At 71.6% G+C, this 23,880-nt stretch carries 15 protein-coding genes; 7 read left to right on the forward strand and 8 right to left on the reverse strand.

All coding sequences use genetic code 11. From position 1 onward, the window contains the following. Positions 1 to 35: 35 nt before the first annotated feature. The 3 genes from BJ998_RS05155 to BJ998_RS05165 form a co-directional block, all read right to left on the reverse strand. Positions 36 to 770 carry a phosphatase PAP2 family protein gene (locus BJ998_RS05155; RefSeq protein WP_184858960.1) on the reverse strand — a complete coding sequence of 245 codons (735 nt, stop codon included), beginning with the start codon at positions 768 to 770 and terminating at the stop codon, positions 36 to 38. Between the two features lie 168 nt (positions 771 to 938). Beyond that, positions 939 to 1,145 (reverse strand): DUF397 domain-containing protein, encoded by a 207-nt coding sequence (locus tag BJ998_RS05160; RefSeq protein WP_184858962.1) that lies wholly within the window; start codon positions 1,143 to 1,145, stop codon positions 939 to 941. Further along, on the reverse strand, positions 1,146 to 2,000 hold the full coding sequence (locus tag BJ998_RS05165) for a helix-turn-helix domain-containing protein (protein WP_184858964.1): 855 nt from the start codon (positions 1,998 to 2,000) through the stop codon (positions 1,146 to 1,148). It lies immediately after the preceding gene. A 712-nt stretch (positions 2,001 to 2,712) separates the two neighbouring features. Between BJ998_RS05165 and BJ998_RS05170 the strand changes: the two genes are divergently transcribed. From BJ998_RS05170 to BJ998_RS05190, 5 genes are all read left to right on the forward strand, one after another. After that, complete coding sequence (locus BJ998_RS05170; RefSeq protein WP_184858966.1) at positions 2,713 to 3,204, forward strand: hypothetical protein; 492 nt, start codon at positions 2,713 to 2,715, stop codon at positions 3,202 to 3,204. A 23-nt stretch (positions 3,205 to 3,227) separates the two neighbouring features. Next, positions 3,228 to 3,443, forward strand: a complete 216-nt coding sequence (locus BJ998_RS05175) for a hypothetical protein (RefSeq protein WP_184858968.1) — start codon at positions 3,228 to 3,230, stop codon at positions 3,441 to 3,443. 33 nt (positions 3,444 to 3,476) lie between these two features. Further along, positions 3,477 to 4,775 (forward strand): non-hydrolyzing UDP-N-acetylglucosamine 2-epimerase, encoded by a 1,299-nt coding sequence (gene wecB / locus BJ998_RS05180; protein ID WP_246488522.1) that lies wholly within the window; start codon positions 3,477 to 3,479, stop codon positions 4,773 to 4,775. A gap of 393 nt (positions 4,776 to 5,168) precedes the next feature. Continuing rightward, complete coding sequence (locus BJ998_RS05185; protein ID WP_312889939.1) at positions 5,169 to 5,570, forward strand: helix-turn-helix domain-containing protein; 402 nt, start codon at positions 5,169 to 5,171, stop codon at positions 5,568 to 5,570. A 223-nt stretch (positions 5,571 to 5,793) separates the two neighbouring features. Next, positions 5,794 to 6,393, forward strand: coding sequence for a lamin tail domain-containing protein (locus tag BJ998_RS05190; protein WP_184858970.1), 600 nt, complete (start codon positions 5,794 to 5,796; stop codon positions 6,391 to 6,393). Positions 6,394 to 6,529: 136 nt separating this feature from the next. Here BJ998_RS05190 and BJ998_RS05195 read toward each other — a convergent pair whose 3' ends face one another. Beyond that, the gene (locus BJ998_RS05195; RefSeq protein WP_184858972.1) at positions 6,530 to 8,767 is read right to left on the reverse strand and encodes an MMPL family transporter; all 2,238 of its coding nucleotides are present in this window, start codon (positions 8,765 to 8,767) and stop codon (positions 6,530 to 6,532) included. 143 nt (positions 8,768 to 8,910) lie between these two features. Continuing rightward, complete coding sequence (locus tag BJ998_RS05200; RefSeq protein WP_221337879.1) at positions 8,911 to 13,374, reverse strand: type I polyketide synthase; 4,464 nt, start codon at positions 13,372 to 13,374, stop codon at positions 8,911 to 8,913. 601 nt (positions 13,375 to 13,975) lie between these two features. Between BJ998_RS05200 and BJ998_RS05205 the strand changes: the two genes are divergently transcribed. Next, positions 13,976 to 16,324 carry an ATP-binding protein gene (locus BJ998_RS05205; RefSeq protein WP_184858975.1) on the forward strand — a complete coding sequence of 783 codons (2,349 nt, stop codon included), beginning with the start codon at positions 13,976 to 13,978 and terminating at the stop codon, positions 16,322 to 16,324. 17 nt (positions 16,325 to 16,341) lie between these two features. Here BJ998_RS05205 and sbnB read toward each other — a convergent pair whose 3' ends face one another. The 3 genes from sbnB to BJ998_RS05220 are packed head-to-tail and all read right to left on the reverse strand — an operon-like array spanning position 16,342 to position 20,643. Next, positions 16,342 to 17,415, reverse strand: coding sequence for a 2,3-diaminopropionate biosynthesis protein SbnB (sbnB, locus tag BJ998_RS05210; RefSeq protein ID WP_221337880.1), 1,074 nt, complete (start codon positions 17,413 to 17,415; stop codon positions 16,342 to 16,344). Continuing rightward, entirely contained in the window at positions 17,412 to 18,389 is a 978-nt protein-coding gene (locus BJ998_RS05215; RefSeq protein WP_184858977.1) for a TauD/TfdA family dioxygenase, read from the reverse strand. Before BJ998_RS05215 ends, sbnB begins: the two co-directional genes overlap by 4 nt. A gap of 19 nt (positions 18,390 to 18,408) precedes the next feature. Next, positions 18,409 to 20,643: an amino acid adenylation domain-containing protein gene (locus tag BJ998_RS05220; RefSeq protein WP_184858979.1), complete on the reverse strand. Its 2,235-nt coding sequence runs from the start codon at positions 20,641 to 20,643 to the stop codon at positions 18,409 to 18,411. 355 nt (positions 20,644 to 20,998) lie between these two features. Here BJ998_RS05220 and BJ998_RS05225 point away from each other — a divergent pair, with 355 nt between their 5' ends. Further along, entirely contained in the window at positions 20,999 to 23,869 is a 2,871-nt protein-coding gene (locus BJ998_RS05225) for an AfsR/SARP family transcriptional regulator (RefSeq protein ID WP_184858981.1), read from the forward strand. Positions 23,870 to 23,880 lie beyond the last annotated feature (11 nt).

A 23,880-nucleotide genomic window follows, 5' to 3' on the forward strand; every position in this document is an offset into this window, starting at 1 on the left:
ACCCGACCCACCGCCCGGCGACCGGGCCGGTCCGGTCACCGGCGAGGCGGCTCCCACCGGTCCCGACGCCCGGCGCGGGCGATCTCGTGCCGGCCGGAGTCGGGTCGCTCGGCCGGCACCAGACCCCGCAGCGGCCGGCCGGCCGCTGCGGGGGACAACCCGCGACCGCCACGCTCCGGCGGACCGTAGGGCCCGCCCCCGACCTTGTCGATCACGAGCGCGACGACGAGCACCGACGCCACGGCGACGCAGATGCCGCCCAGCGTGTCCGTGGCGTAGTGCCAGTTCCGACCCACGAGCGCGACGGACACCGCCACGGACACGCCGAACCCGAGCAGGGCCAGCAGTGCCTTCACCATGGGCGAGGTCAGCCACGCGCTGCCGAGAAACAGCACGAGGACCACCATGGCCACGGCGGCCGTGCCCGTGGTGTGGCCGCTGGGAAACGCCAGCTGTCCGTAACGGGTCCGACCGACCATCGGCTTGAGCAGAAGTTCGGTGACGAGCACCGCCGCGGTCGGGCCGACGACGGCGAACAGCGCCGTCCGCCACCGGCCCAGCGCGACGCTCCCCAGGGCCAGGCCGACGACGAGCGCGGCGACGGGCAGCGGATCGCCGATCCTGATCACGTGTTCCATCAGGGCGGCGTGCTGTCCGGCGAGCCGGTGCACCCAGTCGGCGACCAACCGGTCCACGCCGGCGGGCGAATTTCTCTGGTGGAACCACGCACCGAGCCCGGCCACGATGACGACGCACGACAGCGCGATCATCGTGGCGGGGTAACGCAGCCGTATGGGAACCAATAACTCCATGTCGCGACGGAAATTTTCAGCGAGCACAATTCACACTAGGTCGACGAGGACGTGACCGGGGCCACGTCACTCGGATGGGCGTCGACCATTCGGCTAGCGGCGAACCACCGACGTGGCCGCATACCGTCACTCGTGTTCGGGGCAGACTTGCTTCAGCGCACGAAGAAACGTCGCCACCGATCCCTGGGGGAACGCCAGGACCGGCCCGGTCGGATTCTTGGAGTCGCGCACCAGGGTGCGGTCCACACGTACTGCCATCTCAACACACGCGCCCTGCCCGACACTCCGGCTGCTCTTGCGCCAGGTCAGGTTCGCCAGATCAAGATTGTGCAACTACAGCTCCTCAGCGATTCGGTGGATCAGTTGGATCGTTCCCCGCGGATCGACCGCCTTGCGGCACAGATGGTCGAACACCCGCGAGTAGTCGGCGATCTCCTCGGACTTCTCCAGGTACAGACCGCCGACCTGGGTTTCAAGATAGACGACGTCCCGGTCGCTCGCCTCCGGAAACCGGAGCATCACGAACGGACCGAGCATGGCCGGATGTGCTCCGGCGGAAATCGGTAGCACCCGCAAGGTGACGTTCGGGAGCTCGGCGAGCTGGGCGAGGTGGCGCAACTGCGCGCCCATCACCGCCCGCCCGCCCACGGGACGCCGCAGAGCGGCCTCGCTGTGCACGACGTGCAGCTCGAGCGGCTGTTCGTCGTGCAGCCGGCGTTGCCGCTTCAGCCGCAGCTCCACTCGCCGGTCGACCTCCTCGACGGACGGAGCGTCCACTGTGGCCAGTGTGACGGCAGTAGCGTACTCCTGTGTTTGCAGCAGTCCGTTGACCACCTCGCCTTCGTATGTGCGGCATTCCGCCGCCTCGGCCTCCAACCCGACGTAGGTGGCCAACCAGTCGGGGAGCACGTCACTATAACTGTGCCACCAGCTCTTCTTTCCGGAATCCCTGGCCAGCTGGATGAGGCGGTCGGCCTCGACCCCGGTGACACCGTAGAAATCCAGCATGAGGCGCACATCACCGACGCTGACCGCGCCCCGGCCCTTCTCAATGCGAGAAATCTTCGGATGCCGGCAGTCGAGGTACGCGGCGACGTCCTCGAGCTTCAGACCTGAAATCTCTCGTAGTCGCCGCAACTCGGCCGCCAGGCGCCTGCGGCGGACTGTCGGACTGTAGTCAAGGGCCATCGACACTCCTCAGATTGCCGACACGACCCCCACAGACTCCCGCTTATCAGGAGTATGGGGCTGGAGCGGGGCCAGTACACAAGCTGGATCGAACTCTCGGGTTCCGCCGAAGGTGTTCTCTTGTGGAGAGGCCGTTCGGCGCAACCACCGGAAAACCTCGATGGCCGATGTACAACCCTGTACGTACACGGCAGGCTCTAGCCACACAAGACGTACAGCCCAGGAGATGACCGAACGTGAACCGTGTTCATTCACTGGGCATCATTTCAGGAGCCGGCGGACGGCGGGACGGGATGCTCGAGGAAGCAACCGGTCGACGCCGCGGATCACCGGTCACGCCCGCCGTGCGGCCGGCTCCTGTCACCGGCACCGGGAACACGTTGTCGTGCCCCCGCCCGGTGCCACCCCCGCCGGGTGGCGGTGTGGCAGCTCACCGCCGCGGCGCCCGCCGCCATCCGGCCTTCTGCTGCGGTGGGGGCGGGTTGTCCCCGTACCCGTCCTCACCGCACCCCACCGGCGCCGGCCCGACCCGGCCGGCGCCCGCGAGACGTCGTGCGACGCAGGGCCCGCCCCGTGGCTGGCAGGCCGCCTAACTCGTCGCACGGCACACCGCGGTGGGGCCGGAACCCGTACGCCCCTCCCCACACGGCCCCACCGCGCCTCCATCCATCCACCGCGATGCCGGTGGCAGAACGAATTCAGGTGACCCATCGTGCTGAACGTCGTGGTGCCCGCGGACCGTCCGCCCGAACAGATGGCGGCCAGGGCGCAGGCATACCAGCAGCTCTACGAGTGGCCGGTGTGCGTGTCCCCGGACACGGGTGATCTCGTGCTCGCCGTGCGCGCCGGTGTCGACGCCATCGCCGTCCGCGGCGAGCTCGGCATCCAGGCCCAGCGCCTGCTGTGCACCCGCCTGCTTGCGGGACCGGTGCTGCTGCTGCCGAAGGACGATCCGGAGCAGCTCCCGGACTGGGTGTTCGTCACCGGTCCGGCGCAGAGCCTGTCCCGGCAGACGGTGGCCGACATCGGGCGCGCCGGCGTCCGGCTCTGGCCGCACGACGAATTCGTCCCGCTGCCGCCGACGCGGCTGCCCGGCGGCGAGGTCCGCTGGTCCACCAGTCCCGTCCTGGGGCGTCCACTGCCCCCGTGGATCAGCGTGATCGGCGCGATGCGCTGGGTCGCCGCCAACGGCGGCGCACCGTGACCTGCGCCTGCTGCGCGCATTGCATGTGCGCGGTCGAGCTCGTGCTCGCCGTGCTGGGTGTGTTCCCCGACATCGTGATGGCGGTGCGGGACTGGCCCGGGCGGTCCACCCGGTCGGCGGGTGCGCACACCGGGCGGCGCCCGGCGGGCGCACCCGCCGGGCGGCTGGACCTCGCCCACCCCGAAGGCGTCGGTTCGGTGCACCGACGCCGCATGAAGCACGTTCGCCATCACCCGTAGTCGTCCACCGGCAAGCCGATTCGGCTCAGACCAATGTTGATCACCCAGTGGGGGCAGTACATGGATCAGTCCAGCCGGAGCCACGGATCCACCAACGGCTGGGCGCCAAGCACGGCGCTGTTGCCCCGTGGTCTCTATCTTCCCGAGGTGCACCTCGTCGGTGGCACCCGGGCGGAGGCCGTCAAGCTCGCGCCGGTCGCCGAGGCGATCCGCGGCCGGGGCCGAATGGGCTGCCTGATGGTGGCCACCGGCGAGCAGGAGCTCGTGTTCGACCAGGCGCTGGAGGTGTTCGGGATGCGGCCGGACATCCGGCTGCCGGTCGAACCGCGCGGCGGCCGGCCCGAACTGCTCGGCTCGCTCACCCGGCTGCTGGACGAGCACTTCGCCCGGCGGCGGCCGGCGGCGGTCGTGGTCCAGGGCGACACCACGACCGCCCTCGCCGGCGCGCTCGCGGCGTTCTGGCGCGGGATTCCCGTCGTCCATCTGGAAGCCGGCCTGCGCACCCACGACCTGCGCGCGCCGTTCCCGGAGGAGGCCAACCGGCGCCTGGTCGCGCGCGTCAGCTCGCTGCACCTGGCTCCGACGGCCGGCGCCGCGGCCAACCTGCACGCGGAGGGCATCAGCGGTCCCGGCGTGCTGGTGGTGGGCAACACCGTCGTGGACGCGCTGACGCGGGTCGCCGGCCGGCCGGTCAACTACCACGATCCGCGCCTGGCGGCGGTGGAATGGCGGGCGCGCAGCGGGCAGACCCGGCTGGTGCTGGTGACCGTGCACCGCACCGAGTCCCTGGGCGCCCCGCTGACGCGGATCATGAGCGCGCTGCGCACGCTGCTCGAGCGCCACCGGGACGTGGAGATCGTGCTGCCGATCCACCCCAACGACGCCGCGCGCAAGCAGCTCATGACCGGGTTGTTCGGGGTCGAACGAGTGCACTTCACCGCGCCGCTGCCCTACGACGAGTTCTGCCGGTTGCTCGCGACCGCACGGCTGGTGCTGTCGGATTCCGGTGGCGTGCAGGAGGAAGCGCCCACGTTCGGGGTGCCCGTGCTGGTGCTGCGCGACCTGACCGAGCGGCTGGAGGCGCTGGAGAGCGGCGACTCCCGGCTGGTGGGCTCCGATCCGCAGGTGATCGTGGACCTGGCCGCGCGCGTCCTCGACGAGCCGGCCGAGCGCGGCGCCGCCGGCAACCCGTTCGGGGACGGCTACGCCGCGCCGCGGGTCGAGCACGGCATCGCCTGGCTGCTCGGGCTGGAGCAGCTGCCGCCGTCCGCTCCCTCGACGGTGCGGTACACGCACTCGGAGCGCGTCCGGGCGCAGCCGGCCAGGACCTGACGCCCGCGGCGATTTCCGCAGTGGGCTCTCCCGATGTCCCGGGCCGGCGGGTTCTTGGCGATCGTTCGCACAGCGCCTAGTCTGGCGTGCACACGCCGGCCGCGGACACCATTCCCATGATCGCTCGATCAGTCTAGGGATCATGAGCAACCGGGCTAGCTACTCCCGTCACACTGCCGGCAGGCGAAAATCGGCATCCCGCACGCTACCTTGGCACAGCGTTCGCCGAGGCCGTTTGTCGCGAATGACGAATGCTCCGGACGGCGCATCCTCGTGCGGAATACCACAGTTCGCACATGCCGCGTGTCGACGGCACATGGAAGAAGTCACGAGCACGATCCCCGGCCTCGCACCGCGAGCACATCATCGGATCATCGCGACAGGAGACCGGAAGTGGAGGATCGGCCAATACCTGAGTTGATTTCCGACCTGATCAAGCGCGCCAGGATGGAGCGCGGCCTGAGTCAGACCGGCCTCGCCATGACCCTGGCCGACGTGTCGGGTCAGGACACCGTGACCCGCTCCGAGGTGTCCCGGTGGGAGCGCGGCAAGCGCATCCCCACCCGGCACTGGCTGCGCTGGCTCGCCGTGGTCCTCGGGGTTCCGCTGGAGCGTCTCGAATGCGCGGCGACGTTCTCGAGGAGGTTTCGGACCGTGAAATCGGTTGCGGACGTGCTTCCCATGGTCGGCCATGGAAGCGCCGAACCGGGCGCAATACCGCGCCAGACCGCGAACGACGACGCGATAAACCTCGAACACGACCGCGGCACATTCCCCACACCGGGGGCCAAATAGTTGGCCTCTTACCGGGGCGCAGTCCCGCCGGCAAGCTTTGCGACAGGGTCGACCGGCTTCCAGACGCATCACGTCACAGTGCGCAGAAAACAGCCTTCAGACCCTGTTGCAGCAGATCGTTCGGGAGGGCAATTCGCGACGTTCACCGCGGCCCATCGGATCGGGCAGCCCTCCTGACAAAAACCAAGCGCTTCACACTATTCGCCAGAAGGAGACATCACACATGAGGCGTTCTCTCGCGGCCATCGTCGCAGCGGGTATCGCTGCGCTCTCGCTGATCACCGGCGCCGCCACCGCGTCCGCGGCGCCGCAGACGGCGGCGAGCGTGCAGAAGTCCTTCACCTTCGTGATCGACCAGTTCGCCACCCGCGGCCCCAACGGCCCGGCCGACCAGTACATCCAGATCAAGAACCTCAGCCAGATCCCGCAGGACCTGAGCAACTTCCGGGTCGAGGTCGCGCCGAGCCTGTCCCAGCGGTTCGCCGTGGCCACGATCCCCCAGGGCACGATCATCCAGCCCGGTCAGGTCTACGTGATCGCCAACCCGCAGGGCTACAGCGGCCCGGTGGTCGACCAGTTCTTCACCGGCAACTTCCCGCTGACCGACCGGCTCGGCGTCGCCCTGTTGTCCCCGTCCGGCATCACCGTCGACTCGGTGGCCACCCTCGGGACCTCGCCGTTCGTGATGGGCGCCCCGGCGTCCCCGCTGACCACCAACCAGCCGCTCGCCCTCGTGCGCTTCACCAACACCGAGAACAACGCCATCGACTTCCACATCGCGCCGCGGACCCCGGGTCTGCCCAGCCCGGTGTCGATCTTCTGAACCGGAAGCTGACAGCCTTCTCCACCGCGGCGCGGTGACCCGGCCGGGATGACCCGGCCGAGCCGACCGTCGTCACGAAACAAGGGGCCTACCGAGACTGATGTCTCGGTAGGCCCCCGTCGTTCGCCGGCCGGGCCTACCGGCCGCTCTCGCTCAGGCCGTACCGCTGGTGCAGCGCGCGCAGCGGCGCCGGCGCCCACCAGGTCCACCGGCCCGTCAGCCCGATGAAGGCCGGCACCAGGATCGGCCGCACGAGGTAGGCGTCCAGAAGGACGGCCAGGCCGGCACCCAGTCCCATGTACTGGATGAACGACACCCGCGAGGTCAGCAGGCCGAGGAACGACACGCACAGCACCGCCGCGGCCGCGCTGATCACCCGCGCGCTGTGGGACATGCCCTGGATCACCGCGGGCCCCACGGCCATCCCGGCGTTGTGCTGCTCGGTGATCCGGGCCAGCACGAACACCTCGTAGTCCATCGAGAGCCCGAAGGTGATGCAGAAGACCAGGATCGGGAACACCACGGACTGCGTGGACGGGGTGAACCCGAGCAGCGTCTGCAGGTGGCCGTCCTGGAAGACCCACACCATCGCGCCGAACACCGAGACGAGCGTCAGCAGGTTCAACACCAGCGCCTGCAGGGGCAGCACGACACTGCCGGTGAGCAGGAACAGCAGGAACAGCGACGACAGCGCGATCAGCGCGAACGCGAGCGGTGCTCGGTCGGTGACCGACGCCGTGACGTCGACGAGCTGTGCGGACTGCCCGGTCACCAGCACCGTGCGCCCGGCGGGCACCGGCAGTGCCCGAACCGCGCGGGCGAGGTCGGCCCCACGGGCCGAGTACGGTTCGGCGTCGGTGAGCACCGACAACCACGTCGCGTCCGCGTACTGGAACCGCGTGCCGCCCGCGCCCAGTCGCTCGACCGGCGCGCCGTGGACGAAGGACCCGGCGGCGCTGTCCACCCGACGGACGCCCGCCACCCCGGACAGCCGTTGCGCGTAGTCGGCCAGCTCGTAGGTCGCCTCCCGGCTCGACCCCCACTGCTTCGCCACGACGGACAGGGAACCGTCGGCGGTCGCCGGGAACTGCTCGCGCAACTGGTCGGCGACCTGCCTGCTCTCCGCCTGCGCGGGCAGCACCCGCTCGTCGGCGAGACCGAACCGGACGTGCAGCAGCGGCGCGCCGAGCACCAGCAGGACCATGACCACCGGCATGGCGGTCGCGACGGGATAGCGCAGCACGACCGCGGCCAGGCGGCCCCACCGGCCCACCGCGTGACCGCTGCGAGCCCGACGTCCCGGCAACGGCCACTTCTCGATGCGGTCGCCGAGAAGCACCAGCAGCGCCGGTACCACGACCGTGGCGCCGAGCACCGTCACGCCGACCACGGCGACACCGGCGTAGGCGAACGAGCGCAACAGGTACTGGTCGAACACCAGCAGGCAGGACAGCGCGACGGCCACCGTCGCGGCGCTGAACAGGATCGTCCGGCCGGCGGTGCGCATGGTCACGGTGAGCGCGGCCGCGATGTCGGGCCGACGGCGGCGCTCGTCGCGGTAGCGCGAGACGAACAGCAGGCTGTAGTCGACAGCGAGGCCGAGCCCGAGAGCGGTGGCCAGGTTGACCGAGAACACCGAGACGTCGGTGAGCACGCTCAACACGCGCAACACGCCCAGCGCGCCGATGATGGCGGAGACGCCGATCAGCAGCGGGACACCGGCCGCGACGACGGTGCCGAACACGAACAGCAGCAATCCCAGCGTCAGCGGGATCACCACCGTCTCCGACGTGGTGAGATCGGCCTTGACCTGAGCGTCCATGTCGTTGTTCGCCTGCAACAGGCCGCCGAATCGCACCCGGACGCCGCCGCCGTCAGCGGCCAGCGTGTCGTGCAGTTCGCGGATCCGCTTGGCCTTCTGGTCGTCGTTCCCGGTCACCCGCACCAGGATCATCCCGGATCCGCCGTCCTTGGCGCGCAGCTCGGCCACCGGTGTGTCCCAATAGGACCCGACGAGGATCACGCCGGCGGCCAGCGCGAACCGCCGGGTCAGCGATCGGCCGGCCGCCGTCACGTCGGGATCGTCGACGCGGCCGCCCGGCCGGTCCACGAGCACGACCAGATTCGGGTTGCTGTTGGGGAACTTCTCGGCCAGCACCTCCCGGCCGCGGATCGACTCGGACTGCTCGACGTCGTACCCGCCCACCTTGAGGTGCGCGACGGCGCCGACGCCGAGCACACCGGCGATCACGGTGAGCAGGACCGCCGCGGCGATGACCGCCCTGGGCTGGTGGAGAATCAGGCGCAGCAGCCTGTTCCCGCCCACGGACGTCGTCGCGGACCGGGGGACCGTCTTGTTCGTGCGGTTGACCAAGTCATTCACCTGTCGTGTCGAAGAACGGGACCGGGACGGGGCTCGCTCCGCCGGCGGCGGCGCGCCGAACGAGCCCGACATGGGACAACGTTCGTGCGTCGGCGGCGCACGAACGTTGTCGGGACGAGGCGATGGCCGCTCGCTCAGCCGAGCCGGGCGAGCTCGTCGGCCAGCACGCCGACGGTGTAGGCGATTTCCTCGGAGGTGTGCTCGGCCGTCACGAAGAACCGCAGTCGGGCCTGCTGCTCCTCGACGGCCGGGTGGACGATCGGGCACACGCTGACACCGCGGTCGTACAAGGCGTTGGCCAGCACGAGGCTGCGCATGGAGGAGCCGACGATGCACGGGATCACCGGGGTGTCCCGGCTGGCGCCGATGTTGACGCCGGCGTCCGAGGCGAGCATGGCGAACAACTTCGAGCGCTGCCGCAGCACGGCCAGCCGGTCGGGCTCGGCCCGCAGCTGCCGCATCGCGGCGAGCGCGGCGACCGCGTTGGCCGGCGTCATACCCACGCTGTACACGAAACCCGGTAGCGTGTAACGGAAGTAGTCGATGAGCGCGCGGCTGCCGGCCACGTATCCGCCGCAGCTGGCGAACGCCTTGGACAGCGTGCCCATCCAGATGTCGACGCCGGCGCGGTCCACCCCGAAGTGCTCGCCGATGCCCCCGCCGCCGGCGCCCAGCACGCCGATGCTGTGCGCCTCGTCGACCATCAACATCGCGCCGTGCCGCTTCTTGATCTGGATGAGCTCCGGCAGGTCGGCGATGTCGCCGTCCATGCTGTAGATGCCCTCGACGACGACGAGCACCCGGCGGAACTTCCGGCGCACGTGGCCGAGCAGCTCATCCAGTGCGGCCAGGTCGCCGTGGGGGAAGGGCCGGCGGGTGGCGCCGGACAGCCGGCAGCCCTGGAGCACGCTGTCGTGGGCCAGCGCGTCGTGCACGACGAGATCGTCCGGCCCGAGCAGGTGCCCGATCACCGTGACGTTGGTGGCGTGGCCGCTCACCAGCGTGAGCGCGGCCTCGGTGCCCAGCAGGTCGGCGAGGGCGGCGTCCAGCTCCGCGTGCGGCGGGCGGTCACCGGACAGCATCCGGGCCGCCGAGACCGAGGTCCCGTACCGGTCGACCGCGTCCTTCGCCGCGGCGCTGACGGTCGGATGCCCGGACAGCCCGAGGTAGTTGTAGCTGGAGAAGCAGATCAGGTCGGTGCCGGCGACGCGGGTGCGGCTGGCGTTGATCCCCTCATGCGTCACGAAGTACGGGTTGCGCAGCCCCAGGCGGTCCACGAGCTGGACCCGCCGCGCGGACTCGACGATCTCCGGGAACGCGGCCGGGTCGATGTGCTCCAGCGGCGGCTCCGGCGCCTCGTCGACCGGCTCGGCCGGCATGTCGATGACGCGCGGCAGGTCCGGCTCGTGATGTTCGCGCTGCTCGTCGACCAGCCGCACGAGATCGTCGACGGTGACGTCGGCCGACAGCCGCTTGCCGTCCAGCGGCAGGTCGGGCCACAGCTTGCGGATGACGGCGCCGAGGTCGGCGATCATGATCGAGTCGAACCCGAGATCACGGCCGAGCGACTGCTCGCCCCGCAGGTGCTCCGGCGGGTACACGCTGATCTCGGCGATCGCCGCGAGCACCTGGTCCCGGACGGGTGGCGAGTCCCGCGCGGGCGATAAGGCGTTCGCGTGCTCGGTCTTGGTGAGGGTGCGGAGCACGGCGAGCACCTCGTTGAGGAGATCGACCAGGTCGTTCACGGGGTGGTCCTCCGGTGGGTCGACGATGGTGGGACGGGCGTCGCCCGGCGAGGCGACCGGCCGGACACGCCGGCGCGGCGACCGGTGGCGCGACGCGATCCGGACCGAGTACGGCTGGGCGGCCAGCGGTGAGGGCGGCAGCGTGGCCAGGTCGCGTTCGCCGTCGCCGAACAGCGGCAGCAGATCCACCGGCAGCCCGAGCACGGCCAGCCGGACCAGCCCGGACAGGAAGGCGCGGCCGTCGTCCGGTTCCGCCTCCAGGGCGACGAAGTGGCAGCCGGTGGTGTCGGCGATCGACCGCCGGGCCATGGCCAGCAGCCCGTTCCCGCCGAAGACCTGGACGAAGACGCGGGCGCCGGCGTCGGCCGCGGCCTGGCTGGCCGCCGCGAACCGCACCGGCGACGACGCGGACCGCTGCCACCAGCCGCGCAACTCGTCCGGGTCCGTGCAGACCCGGCCGCTGACCGTGGAAACGAGCACTCGGCCGGAGCGCAGCGGCAGCTCGGCGACCCGGTCGGCGACCAACTCGTCGGCTTCGGCCACCAGCGGCGAGTGGAACGCGTGCGAGACGCGCAGCGGCACCGCCGGCACCCCCGCCTGCGCGCAGCGCTCGGTGAGCATCGCGACCGCGCCGACCGAGCCGCTGCCGACGACCTGCTCGGGATGGTTGAAGCAGCCGGGCCACATGCCCTCGATCCCGGCCGTGAGCTCGTCGAAACGTTCCTCGCTGCTCTGCACGGCGACCATGCCGCCCGCCGCCCGGCTGCCGCCGTTGGCGATCGCCTCACCCCGGTGCACCAGGAAGTCGATGGCGTCGACCGGGTCGAGCAGCCCGGCGCCGACCGCGGCCGGGAACTCGCCGACGCTGTGGCCCACCGTGATGTCGGGGCGGACGCCGAACTCGGCGAGCAGCGCGGTCGTCGCGATGCCCAACGCGCCCAGGGCCGGCTGGCAGCGCCGGGTGTCGGTGAGTGCGGTCTCCGCGATCTCGGGGGCGGATTCCCAGCCCCACACCAGCGACGCGAACGACGTCCCGGTCGAGGCCCGGACGCGGTCGTCCAACCGTTCGATCTCGCCGCGGAAGCTGCGGAACCCGTGGTAGAGCTCGCTGAGCATGCCGACCCGCTGTGCGCCCTGCCCCGGGTAGAGGAAAGCCACCTGCCGGTCCGACTCGGCCAGCGGCGCGGCCGCGGCGTGAATGCCCCGGCCGAGATCGCCGACCTCGCCCGCGCGCAGCGCCGCCGCGGCGGCGCCGAGCAGGTCGATCAACTCGCTCCGGCTGGTCGCGACGAAGGCCACGCGGGCGGACAACGGCGTGCGGGTCGCCAGGGTGTACGCGACGGAGGCCGGTGTCAGTCCGGGGTCGGCCACGACCTGTTCGCGCACCGCCGTCACGTGTTCGGCGAGCAGCTCCAGCGAGTCGGCGGTGAGCAGCACCGGCACCGGCCGGGCGGCGCGCACGGTGCGCCGCCGCGGCGCTTCCTCCAGCACGGCATGGACGTTGGTGCCGCCGAAGCCGAACGAGCTGACCGCGGCCCGTCGCGGGTGTTGCGGCCGGCTGCGCCACGGCAGCGCCCGCTCGGCGATCGCAAGCCTCGCGTCGGTCAGCATCCCGGCGTCGTCGGGAGTCGTCTCCGGCTGCGGCGGGATCGTGGCGTTGTGCAGCGCCAGCACGGCCTTGACCAGTCCGGCGGCGCCGGCCGCCGCCATCGTGTGCCCGATCAACGCCTTGACCGAGGACACCTGGCACTCCGCGGCGACGTGGTCGGGGTCCTCCATCCGCAGCGCGCGCAGCGCCTCGAGCTCCACGCGGTCGCCCACGACGGTGCCCGTGCCGTGGGCCTCGACGAACTCGACCGTGTTCGCACTGACGCCGGCGTCGCGGTAGGCGGCCCGGAACGCCGCCAGCTGTCCCTCGACCCGAGGCGTCACGGGGCCGTCGCTCGCGCCGTCGTTCGACGTGCCGACGCCTTTGATCACCGCGTAGATGCGGTCGCCGTCGCGCACCGCGTCCGCCAACGGGCGAAGCACCGCGACGGCTCCGCCCTCGCCGAGCACAAATCCGTCCGCGCGCTCGTCGAAGGGACGGCACACGCCGTTCGCCGACACCGCGCCGACGCGGCACAAGGTGACCAGACCGTCGGGTGTGAGGTTGAGGAAGACTCCACCGACCAACGCGACCGTGCAGGTGCCGGCCCGGAGATGGTGCATGGCCTCATGCAGCGCGACCATGGACGACGAGCAGGCCGAGTCGACCGCGAACGCGGGACCGCCGAGGTCGAAGACGGAGCTGACCGCGCACGCCGCCATGTTCGGCAACGTGCCGGGCAGCGAGAATGCCTGGAGCGGAGCGAGCGCCTGCTGCGCCGCGTCCTGGATCGCGGCGAGCAGCGCTTCGTCCTCCTGCCCGCAGTGCAGTGACCCGTCGGCGAGCAGCATCGCGCGCAGTCGCGTCGCCGCCAGATCCTGGTACGTGGACTGGTTCAGGCCGACGAACACGCCGGTGCGCGCCCGGTCGAACGGGCGGCGCTCCCATCCGGCGTCCTGCAACGACTCCCGCGCGAGATCGATCAACAGCCGGTGCTGCGGGTCCATCGCGATGGCCCGCCGGGGCGGGATGTTGTAGTGCGCTGTCGCGAACCGCTCGACGTCATCGATGAAGGCGCCCTGGTCGGTGTAGGCCGTGTGCGGGGAGCGACGATCGCGTGGATCGTGGAATGTCTCGTGTCGCCAGCGATCAGGCGGAATCGCGTCGAACTGCCGCTCGGCCCGCAGAATCATTCGCCAGTACTGCCCCACGTCGGCCGCGCCCGGAAATCTGCACGCCAGACCGACAACAGCGATGTCGCTCACGCGGCCACCCTGCCCAGACGTCGAACCCGGTGTTCTGCCCGACAAACCGAGGCCGTGCGCCGACGCGCGACCTCGCCACGATGAAGATCCACGAGCACAGTCTGTTGCCGGTGGCGGGTCCGCAGAAGGGGGCCATGCACCTGGCCCCGCACCGATTCGGACCGGCCCGCCCCGATTCAGAGCAGTGCTCGGATTCGCGGTCGTGTCCGCGAGACGCCCCGTGTCGCCGTCAGCCGAACACCTCCTTTCGTGCGAGACATCGGGTGCGCACTCCCGACGGCTCGCACTTGGCGACGATTCCCAGATTCCACTGGTTGCCGGTGGGCTCCAAGAGGCCATGTCGGTGGCCACCTCGTGGGCCGCTCGGGGCCGCACCCCGGCGTTGTCGGCGCGGCCGCGCCACTGACGTGAATCGGCCGCCGAAGACGCAAATCGGCCAGGCACCCCCGTTGACGGCCAGGATTCGACGTCCTAGCGTTCGGCCCGTGGTTCACCCGGGGTTAACCAGGCAGCGCGCGGCGGACGGCACCCGGTGAACCAGCAATGGCGGAAGCCGCCCCGGCGACGCTGCCGGTCATGAGCAGATCCCTTGGTAGGCAGCGTGACGGAACCAGCAGGCGCGTCGACGCGGCGGCGGGCGGGCAACATGCCGGCCGAGGTCACCAGCTTCGTCGGCCGCCAGCGGGAGATCGCCGACGCCAAGCGGTTGCTGTCGCAGTGCCCGCTGGTCACGCTCACCGGGATGGGCGGCGTCGGCAAGACCAGGGTCGCCCTGCGCGTCGCCCGTGAGCTGCGGCGGTCCTTCACCGACGGGGTGTGGCTCGTCCAGCTCGCCGGGCTCGACGATCGGGACCTGGTGGCGCACACGGTGGCGGAGACGCTGAAGGCACATGACAACACCGGGCGGGAGGTGTCCGCGGTACTCGCCGACCACCTGCGCGATCGGCGGCTGTTGCTGGTGTTGGACGGCTGCGAGCACCTGGTGGACGCGTGCGCCCGTCTCGTCGAGACGGTGCTGGAGGCCGCGTCGGGACTGCGCGTGCTGGTGACCAGCCGGCAGCCGCTGCGGACCCCCGGGGAGCACGTCCTGCCCATCCCCCCGCTGGCGACACCGAGCCTCGAACGCCCGTTGCGACCGGACGCGGCCAACCGCTATCCGGCCATGACGCTGTTCGCGACCCGGGCGACGGCCGCGGCGCCGGACTTCGAGCTCACCTCGGCCAACTGGGCTCAGGTCGCGACGCTGTGCCACCGGCTCGACGGGATCCCGTTGGCGATCGAACTGGCGGCCGTGCGGGTTCGTGTGCTGGGCCTTCGCCAGATCCTGGAACGCCTGCAGGACCGCTACCAGTTGCTGATCACGCGGCGCTGGGGCGGGTCGCCCCGGCACCGGGCCCTGCTCGCGACCGTCGAGTGGAGCTACGACCTGTGCACCCGTCAGGAACGGCTGTTGTGGGCCAGGGCATCCGTCTTCGCCGGGAGCTTCGACCTGCGGGCGGCGGAAGTAGTCTGTTCCGACGACGGCATCGTCCCCGACGAGGTTTTCGACGTGGCCTCGGGACTGGTCGAGAAGTCGGTGCTGACCAACCAGCGCGGCCCCGACGGCGTGCGCTACCGGATGCTGGACACGTTGCGGCAGTTCGGCGCGGACCGGCTGGCCGAGGACGAGGAGCGAATGACGCTGCGCCGCCGGCACCGCGACTGGTTCCTCCGCGTCGCCCGGTCGTGCGAGCGGGACTGGTTCGGTCAGGACCAGGAGCGGACGTTTCGCCGCACCCAAGCGGACAAGGCCAATCTCCGTGCCGCGCTGGAGTTCTGCCTCACCGCACCGGGCGAGTCCCAGGCCGGCCTGGAGCTGGCCGGCACGCTGTGGTTCTACTGGGTCGGCTGCGGCTTTCTGGCCGAGGGCCGCCGCTGGCTGGACCGGGCCCTGGCCCAGGACACCGCGCCGAGCCACGCGCGGGCCAAGGCGCTGTGGGTCAACGGTTACGTGTGCATCCTGCAGGGCGACTTCGCCGCCGCGAGGCCGATGCTGCACGAGTGCCTGGCGATGGCTGAGGTCCTCGGCAGCGACCTGCCGGCGGCGTACGCGGTGCACCGGCTCGGCTGCGCCGAACTGTTGGCCGGCAACCACGCTCGCGCCCAGGAGCTGTTCGAGGATGCGCTCGGCCGCTACGCCGCGCTCGGCGAGCTGAACAGCAACGTGATCATGGCTCGGATCGAGCTGGCCATGGTCTCCGCCTTCCGCGGCGACCTCGACGAGGCGGTCGAGCTCTGCCTGCGGACACAGCGCGTCTGCCTGGCCCACGGCGAGCGGTGGGCCTACTCCTACGCGCTGTACGTGCTGGCCTTCGCGGCGTGCACCAGGGGCGACCTGAGCCAGGCGGTCCGTCACGCACGGGAGTGCATCCGCATCAACCACACCTTCCGCGACCTCGTGGGCATCGTGCTGCCCATCGAACTGCTCGCGCTGCTGGAGGCGTTGTCGGGCGCGGCGCCCCGAGCCGCCGTGTTGCAGGGCGCCGCCCGCACCATCTGGTCATCGGTCGGTCTCTCCCTCTTCGGCTCCAAGTACTTCAACGCTCCCCACGACACCTGCACGGAACTCGCCCGCGGCGCCCTCGGGGACGCGGAGTACGAGGCCGGCTTCCGCCGGGGCGCCGAACTCACCCTGGACGAGGCGGTCGCCTACGCGCTGGGCGACACGCTGCCGAGCATCGAAGGCGCCGCCGAGCCACCGGTCGCGCCGCCGGCGACACCGCTGACCAAACGCGAGTTCCAGGTGGCCGAGCTCATCGCCGACGGACTGTCCAACAAGGACATCGCCGGCCGCCTGTTCATCGCCCTGCGCACCGCCGAAGGGCACGTCGAACACATCCTCACCAAGCTCGGCTTCACCTCCCGCGCGCAGGTCGCCGCCTGGGTCAACGAACGCCGGCCGGCTCGCTGAACGTCGGCTCGTCGGCCTCATCCGTACCGGCGCAGCTCGTGGAAGAAGTCGTCGACGACGCGCAACTCGCCGCCGCGCGACACCTCGTCGTAGACGTACTTGCCCAGCGCCACGTCGAGCACGCCGAGGCCGAACGGCGAGAACACCAGCGGCCGGTCCACCGGCAGCATCACCCGTCCGTCCATCACGTCGTCCAGCGTGCCGCACAGGAAGTCCCGGTTGCCGGCCAGGCGCTCGGCCAGCGCCATCGAGGTGTTGCCCGTCAGGGAGTGCTCGACGTCGTCGACGATGTTGACCGAGGCGAGCACGACCTCCGGCGCGAGATCGCGCAGGGACATGTGCAGCACCAACGGGTTGTGCCCGAACCAGGACAGGTCGCCGACGTGCGGCCGGGTGGCCACGGTGGCGAAGACCACCACGTCGCTGGCGCGGATCAACCGCTCGGCGCTGTCGTACCCGGCGATCCGGCCGGCCGCGCCCGACCGCTCGAGGTAGCCGCGGAAGCCGGCCACGCTGTCCGCGGCCAGGTCGTACACGCCGGTCTCGTCGAACGACCAGCCGGTGCCGACCAGATAGGTGTGGACGTAGCGGGCCATCAACCCCGCCCCGAAGAACCCGATGCGCGTCGGGCGCGGCCGGGCGCAGCCGAGCCACTCGGCCGCCAGGGCCGCCAGGGCCGCCGTCCTGGTGGCGCTGATGATCGAGCCTTCCATGCAGGCGAACGGGTAGCCGGTGTCGTGGTCGTTGAGGATCAGCACGGCCGACGCGCGCGGCCGGCCAGCCGCCACGTTGCCGGGGAAGCTGGAGATCCACTGCACCCCGTCCACCCCGACATGGCCGCCGATCGACGCGGGCAGCGCCATGATCCGGCTGGCCGGCCGGTCGGGCAGGCGCAGCGAACACGAGCGCGGATTCTCCGTGCCGCCGCCGAAGCAGTGCAGCCGATAGGCGTCGTCGATCACCTCGACCACCTGGTCCTCGCGCCCCGTCAGCACGCGCTGCACCTGCGCGCCGGAGATCACGGCGAACGCCGGCGCGCCGGCCGGTTCGGACATCGGGGAGGTCGTCGCGGAGGGATGGATCCTGGTCATCCGTTGGTCACCCGCACCGGGTCGGCCATCGCCACCACCACGTCGCGCGGTCCCGCGAAGGGCTGCCGGCCGTGGGCGGTGCGGACGTTGTCCACGAGCAGGAGGTCGCCGGCCCGCCATGGCTCACGCACCGTGTGGGCCTCGTAGGTGTCGCCCAGCAGCCGCACGATCCCGGCGTCGACCGGGTCGCCGTCGCCGAAGCACGTGGTGAAGGGCAAGGCGTCGGCGCCGTACACGTCCACCAGGTACTCGCGCACCTCGGGGACCATCGTCCACTCGTTGAGGAAGGCGATCTGGTTGAACCAGCAACGCCGGCCAGTGACCGGATGGCGCATCACGGCTTTGCGGCGCTGCCGGGTGCGCAACCCGCCGTCGGGCCGCCACTCGTAGTCGATGGCGTTGGCGCGACAGTAGTTCTCGACGGCCATCCGGTCCTCGGTGCCGAACGCCTCCGCGATCGACGCCCCGATCTCGTTGTTGTAGTTGCGGACGAGCAGCCAGCCCTCCCGCTCGAACCGCCCCACCAACTCGGCGGGGAGCGCGTCGAGCACGGCAGCCGAGTCGGCGACGGTCGTGGCCCCGCCCGCGGTCGGGGCGCGCAGGCACGCGAACAGCATCAGTCCGGGGAACTCCAGCGCGTAGCTCAGCTCGTGATGCATGCACATCGGCTCGCCGGCCGGCCACGGTGACGAGGAGTACACGCCGTCGGCGTGGACACGCCTGGGGGCGAACGTCTCCCGCTCCGTCATCAGGCTCGTCGCCAGCCGCCGGAAGACGGCGGTGGCGTCGTCCACGTCCTGCAGCCCGAGACCACGCACCAGAAGCGAGCCGTGCTCGACGACGGCGGCGCGCAGCCCGTCCCGGTGCCCGGCCGTCCACCGCACCACGTCGCGGGCGTCGTCGACCCACAGCATCGGCGTCGTTCCCGGCCGCAGGTCCACGTCGAGCGTTGCCGCCAGGGATGAGGTCGACATCAAGTCCTCCTTCTGTTCGTCACTCATGGCAGGCCAACAACCGGGCCAGGTCGGCGAGCACCGGGTGGCGGGTGACGTCACGCAGGGACACCGCGCGGTCGAGGCCGATCACCAGCCGCACCGCCGACAGCGACGTGCCGCCCCGGTCGAAGAAGTGGTCGTGCCGGCCGATCCGGTCCGCCCGCAGGCCCAGCGCCTTCGCCCACGCGACCGCCAGCCGGTGCTCGGTCGGCGTGCTCGGCGGGTCGCGATCCGGCCCGGCGGCGGGCGCCCGCGACAGGGCCGTGTCGACCTCGCCGATCTCGCCCCGGCAGCCAGGGATCTCGGCCTGGCAATCGCGCGGACCGAGAAGCTCCAGCTTGCCGTCGAGCCGCCAACGGCCGTGGTCGCCGCCCCGGTAGAGGCGTTCGCCCTCCCGGTGCGGATCGGTCATGAAGGCCGACCGGGTGCGTTCCGCGTCGTCGACGTAGCCCCGGCCGACGCAGACCCCGGAGAACACGATCGCGCCGGGGGCGCCGAGCGGCACCGGCACCAGGTGCTCGTCGACCACGTAGGCACGAACGTTGTTGACGCACCGGCCGAGCGGGACCCGGTCCCCCGCCGGCGGCGCGGTCATCACCTCGTGGTGGGTGGCGCCCGAGGTCTCGGCCGTCCCGTACGCGTTGACCAGCCCGATCCCGGGTTGGGCGGCGAACCAGCGCCGCGCGAGGTCCGGGCGCAACTCCTCGCCGGTGACCGACACGAACCGCAGGTCCGGCAGCCGGCGAGGGGTGTGTTCCAGCCAGGCCAGCACGGCGTCGAGGTAGGACGGAGCGACCTGGAACACGGTGACCCGACCGCGCACGATCGTGTCCACGAAGCGCTCGACGTCGGCGATCGCCGCCGGCTCGACCAGCAGGGTCCGCCCGCCGACCAGCAGCGCGGACAGCAGCTGCCACAGCGAGAGGTCGAAGCCCTGGGGCGCGGTCTGGGCGACCACGTGCCCCGCGGCGAGCCCCAGGTCGTCGATCTTGGCGTAGAGGTGGTTGAGCATGCCCGCGTGCTCGCCCATCGCGCCCGTGGGCTCGCCGGTGGAGTCGGCGGTGAAGTAGATGTGGGCCAGCTGCTCCGGGCCGACGTGCACGCCGAGGTCACCGTCGGCGTACGGCTGTCCGCAGGCCGCGTCGATGAAGATCAACTCGACCCGGGACAGCGTGTCGAGGTCTTGGTCGAGCGCGCGGGTGCTGCCGAGTTCGGTCAGCACGAGCCGACAACCGGCGCGGCGCAGCATGGCCGTGACGCGGTCGGCCGGCAATTGCGGCTCGATCGGCACGTACACGCCGCCGGCCTTGAAGACCGCGACGACGGCGGCCGCCCAGTCCAGGTTGCGCTCGGTCACCACCGCGACGGCGTCCTCGCGTCGCAGCTCGCGCGCCTGCAGGGCCCGCGCCAGCCGGTTGGCCCTGGCGTTGAGCTCCCGATAGGTCAACCGCCGGTCGCCGTGCACGACGGCGACGGCGTCCGGGTGCATCCGCACCCGCCGCTCGAACAGCTCGTGGAACCGGCGGTCCGGCAGTGTCCGGTGGGGGCCGGCGAGTTCGTCGAGTTGGAAGCGGAATTCCTCGGCGGACAGCAGGCTCTGCGGCCCGTGCTCGGCATCCGGATCGGCGGCGAGCAGCATGAGCGCGGTGCGGTGGTAGCCGGCGATCCTGGCGGCGCAGTCGGCGTCGAGCACATCGGTCCGGTACCGCAGCCGCAGCACGACTCGCTCGTCCGTACGGACGACGCCGACCCGCAGCACCGTCCGGCCGGTGAGGTCGCCGTCGCCGGTCGGATCGAACACGACCTCGAACGGCTGCTCGGTCACGCCCAACTCGCGTGCGCACTCCTCGACCGGAAAGTCCTTGTACGCCAGCAGGTCCGACTCGACGCGCCGAACGTCGCGCAGCAACGCCCGCCAGGTTTCCCGTCCGATCGCCAGCCGACAGGGCAACGGTGGACCGCCCGGCGTCGCGACGTAGCCGGTCACGACCGCCCGCTCGCCGCACAGCGCGGCGAGCACCTTGGCATGGGCCGCCAGCTGCACCGAACTCACCGGCACCGCCAGCTGGTCCGCCAGCCGGCCCAGCGCGGCCGTGACGTCCTCGGGGATCGCCGAGTCGAGCTCGGCGGCACCCGGCACCGGCGTGCGGGTCCACCGTGGGATCGTGGTGGAGCCGCCGGCGAGCAGCACGCCGCGCCAGTGTTCCCGGCCGGACTCCGTTGGCGTTGCCATCGACTCATCCTTTCCGTCACCGTGGGCACCCGGTCGCCGCGCAGGACGTCGGCCGGCGTCCCGGCCGGCGCCGCCTCGATACGATTCGCCGACGTGTCAACGGATTGGCGTCACGACATCCACCACAACGCCCGCCACTTGTGAGCGGGTTGCACAGCGGTTGTGGCCCGTGCAACCCGAGCGCGAGGCCGCGGCGCCGCTGGCCGAAGTGCGTCATCGGCGCGGTCGCGTCGTGCCGGCAGCCTGTCCTTACCCGGGGCGGGTCCCGGTAAGTTGCTCGGTCCGAGCCAGTACGTTGGGCGGCCGAGGCGGGGTGGAAATGCCCGAGGGGCTGGACATACGCATCCTGGGACCGGTGGAGGTGGCCGGGCCCGGCGGGCAGGTCGACCTGCGCGGCCGGGGGCAGCGCACCCTGATCGCCCGGCTCGCGCTGCAGCCCGGGACCACGATGTCCCAGGACACGCTGATCAAGGCCCTGTGGCCGCAGACCCCGCCGCCGACCGCGGTGAAGACCTTGCACAGCCACATGGCCCGGCTGCGCATCCAGCTGCGGCTGGCCGGTGTCACCGACGTCATCGCGACCCGGGATCCGGGCTACGTGCTGCTGGCCGAACCGGAGGAGGTGGACGCCACCCGGTTCGAGAACCTGGTGGCGGCGGGGCACAGCGCGGTTGCCACGGGGCAGCACGAGCTGTCCTCGGGTCTGTTCCGAGCAGCGCTCACACTGTGGCGCGGCGAGCCGCTGACCGATTGCCGGCCGGGCGAATGGGCCAGCGCCGCCGCCGTCCGGCTCGGCGAGATCCGGCTCGCCGCCGCCGAGGACCTGATCGGCGCCCGGCTCGCGCTCGGCGAACACATCACCGCCATCGGCGAACTGGAGTCGCTGGTCACCCAGCACCCGTTTCGGGAACGCCTGTGGGAGCTGCTGATCCTCGCCCTCTACCGATCCGGGCGGCAGGCCGACGCGCTTGCCGCCTTCCACCGGGCCCGCGCCACCCTGGTCGACGAGCTCGGCATCGAGCCGGGCCGGCAGCTGCGCCGGTTGGAGGCCGCCGTCCTGACCGCGGACCCCATGCTCGACCTGTCGGCGGCTGCGACCGTGCCGGTCGCCGATCCGACACCCGCCGACCGCTCCCGGCGGCGCGTGCCGGTGCCCCTGACCCGGCTGGTCGACCGGGCGGCCGACACGGCCCGGACACGGTGGTTGTTGGACGAGCGGCGCCTGGTCACATTGACCGGTCCGGGTGGGTGCGGCAAGACGCGGCTGGCCATCGCCGTGGCCTCCGGGTACGAAACGGGCGAGCTCGGCTTCGTGGATCTGGTGTCACTGACCGATTCCGCCCTCGTGCCGCAGTCCGTCGCCGACGCCTTCGGCCTGCCCGAGCAGGCGGGTCGCAGCGTGCTCGACACCGTGGCCGACCACGTCCGCGATCGGCCGACGCTGTTGGTCCTGGACAACTGCGAACACCTCGTCCGGGCCTGCGCGCACCTGGTCCGCGCGCTGCTGTCCGCCTGCCCGGCGCTGCACGTGCTGGCCACCAGCCGCGAGCCGCTGCACGTGCCCGGCGAATTGGTCTACACCGTGCGCCCCCTGCCCACGCCCGACCCCGAGGCCACGGATTCCTTCGACGACCTGGCCTGCTACGACGCCGTCCAGCTGTTCGTCGACCGCGCCCAGGAGGCCGGCGCCCACATCAGGAAGGACGGGGCCACGGCCCGGGCGCTGGCCACCATCTGCGCGAGTCTGGACGGCCTGCCGCTGGCCATCGAGCTGGCGGCGGCACGTGCGGCGGCGCTCCCGCTGTCCCAGATCGCCGAGCACCTGCGCGACCGGTTCCTCGGACTGTGCTCCGGCGGCCACGGCGCCCGGCCGCAGCATCGGACTCTGCACGCGACCGTCAAGTGGAGCTACGACCTGCTCACGCCGGACGAGCGGGCCCTGTTCCGGAGCCTGGCGGTGTTCGCCGGAGGTTTCGAGCTCCCCGCCGTGGCGGCGCTGTGGCCGCACGACAACGCGGTCGACCTGCTGGGCCGGCTGGTCGAGAAGTCGTTGGTCACCAAGGAACCCGACACCGCGCGGTACCGGCTGCTGGACACGATCCGGCACTTCGCGGCCGCGCAGCTCACCGACGCCGAACTCGCGCGGGCCCGGCGCCTGCACGCCGAGTACCACCTGGGGCTGGCCGAGCAGGCGGAGCGGCACCTGTGCGGCGCGGGCGCGGTGCAGTGGCTGGAGCGGCTCGCCGCCGACCACGAGAACCTGCGTACGGCCGTGGCCTGGGCTCTCGCCCGTCCCGACCCGACCCCGGCACTGCGGTTGACCACCGCGCTGATCCGCTACTGCCGGCTGCGGGGCCACTACGGGGACTGCCGTGACTGGCTGACGGCCGCGCTGGAGCTCCCCGGACAAGCGCCCGCGGCCTTGCGCGCCAAGGCATTCGCCGGCGCGGCCGTCGTCACGTTCCTCCAGTGCGACTACGACCCGGCAGTGTTGCTGGCCGAGCAGAGCCTGCTCCTCTACGAGGCCGGCGACGACCAGCGGGGCCTGGCGTTCGTCCGCTCGCTGCTCGGTTCGATCTGCCGGGAACAGGGCGACTACGCGCGTGCGCTCGACTACCACCAGTCGGCCCTGCGGAACTTCCAGGGCCTCGACGACGAGCACGGCATCGCCCACGCGCTGCACCTGAGCGCCTTCACGGCGTGGCTGCGGGGTGATCTCGCCCCGGCCGAGCGATGGGCGTACGAGAGCCTGCGCCGTTCCCGGAAGCTGGGCGACGCCGAGTCGGTTTCCAGCGCGCTCAAGCACCTCGGCGCCGTCGCGCACTACCGCGGCGACAACAAGCTGGCGTGCCGGCTGTTGCTCGAAGCCCGTGCGCTCTCCGAGCGGACCGGGTGCCGGGAGGGCATCGCCTGGGCGCTCAACCTGCTCGGTCTCGTCCACCACGCCACCGGATCGGCCGAGGCCGAAGCGTTGCTCGAACGGAGCCTCGCCGCGCACCGGGAGCTGGGCGACCGGTCGCGCACGGCCAGCGTGCTGGAGACGCTGGCCGCGATCGCCTGCGACCGGTCGGCGTGGACCCGCGCGGCCGACCTGTTGAGCGAGGCCACCGCGATCCGCGCGGCGCTGGGCATCCCCGTCCCGCCCTGCGAGTTCCCGCTCCTGCGGCGCACCCGGGCCGCGCTCGGCGCGGCCGAGATGTCGCGGTCACGGGAGTGCGGCGGCTGACCCCGGTGGCC

Source organism: Kutzneria kofuensis (assembly GCF_014203355.1).
Lineage (GTDB): Bacteria > Actinomycetota > Actinomycetes > Mycobacteriales > Pseudonocardiaceae > Kutzneria > Kutzneria kofuensis.

Coding starts and splice junctions, on each gene's coding strand:
- BJ998_RS05155 (WP_184858960.1), bottom strand. CDS start 770: ATGATCGCGCTGTCGTGCGTCGTCATCGTGGCCGGGCTCGGTGCGTGG.
- BJ998_RS05165 (WP_184858964.1), bottom strand. CDS start 2,000: ATGGCCCTTGACTACAGTCCGACAGTCCGCCGCAGGCGCCTGGCGGCC.
- BJ998_RS05175 (WP_184858968.1), top strand. CDS start 3,228: ATGTGCGCGGTCGAGCTCGTGCTCGCCGTGCTGGGTGTGTTCCCCGAC.
- wecB (WP_246488522.1), top strand. CDS start 3,477: ATGTTGATCACCCAGTGGGGGCAGTACATGGATCAGTCCAGCCGGAGC.
- BJ998_RS05190 (WP_184858970.1), top strand. CDS start 5,794: ATGAGGCGTTCTCTCGCGGCCATCGTCGCAGCGGGTATCGCTGCGCTC.
- sbnB (WP_221337880.1), bottom strand. CDS start 17,415: ATGACCAGGATCCATCCCTCCGCGACGACCTCCCCGATGTCCGAACCG.
- BJ998_RS05215 (WP_184858977.1), bottom strand. CDS start 18,389: ATGTCGACCTCATCCCTGGCGGCAACGCTCGACGTGGACCTGCGGCCG.
- BJ998_RS05220 (WP_184858979.1), bottom strand. CDS start 20,643: ATGGCAACGCCAACGGAGTCCGGCCGGGAACACTGGCGCGGCGTGCTG.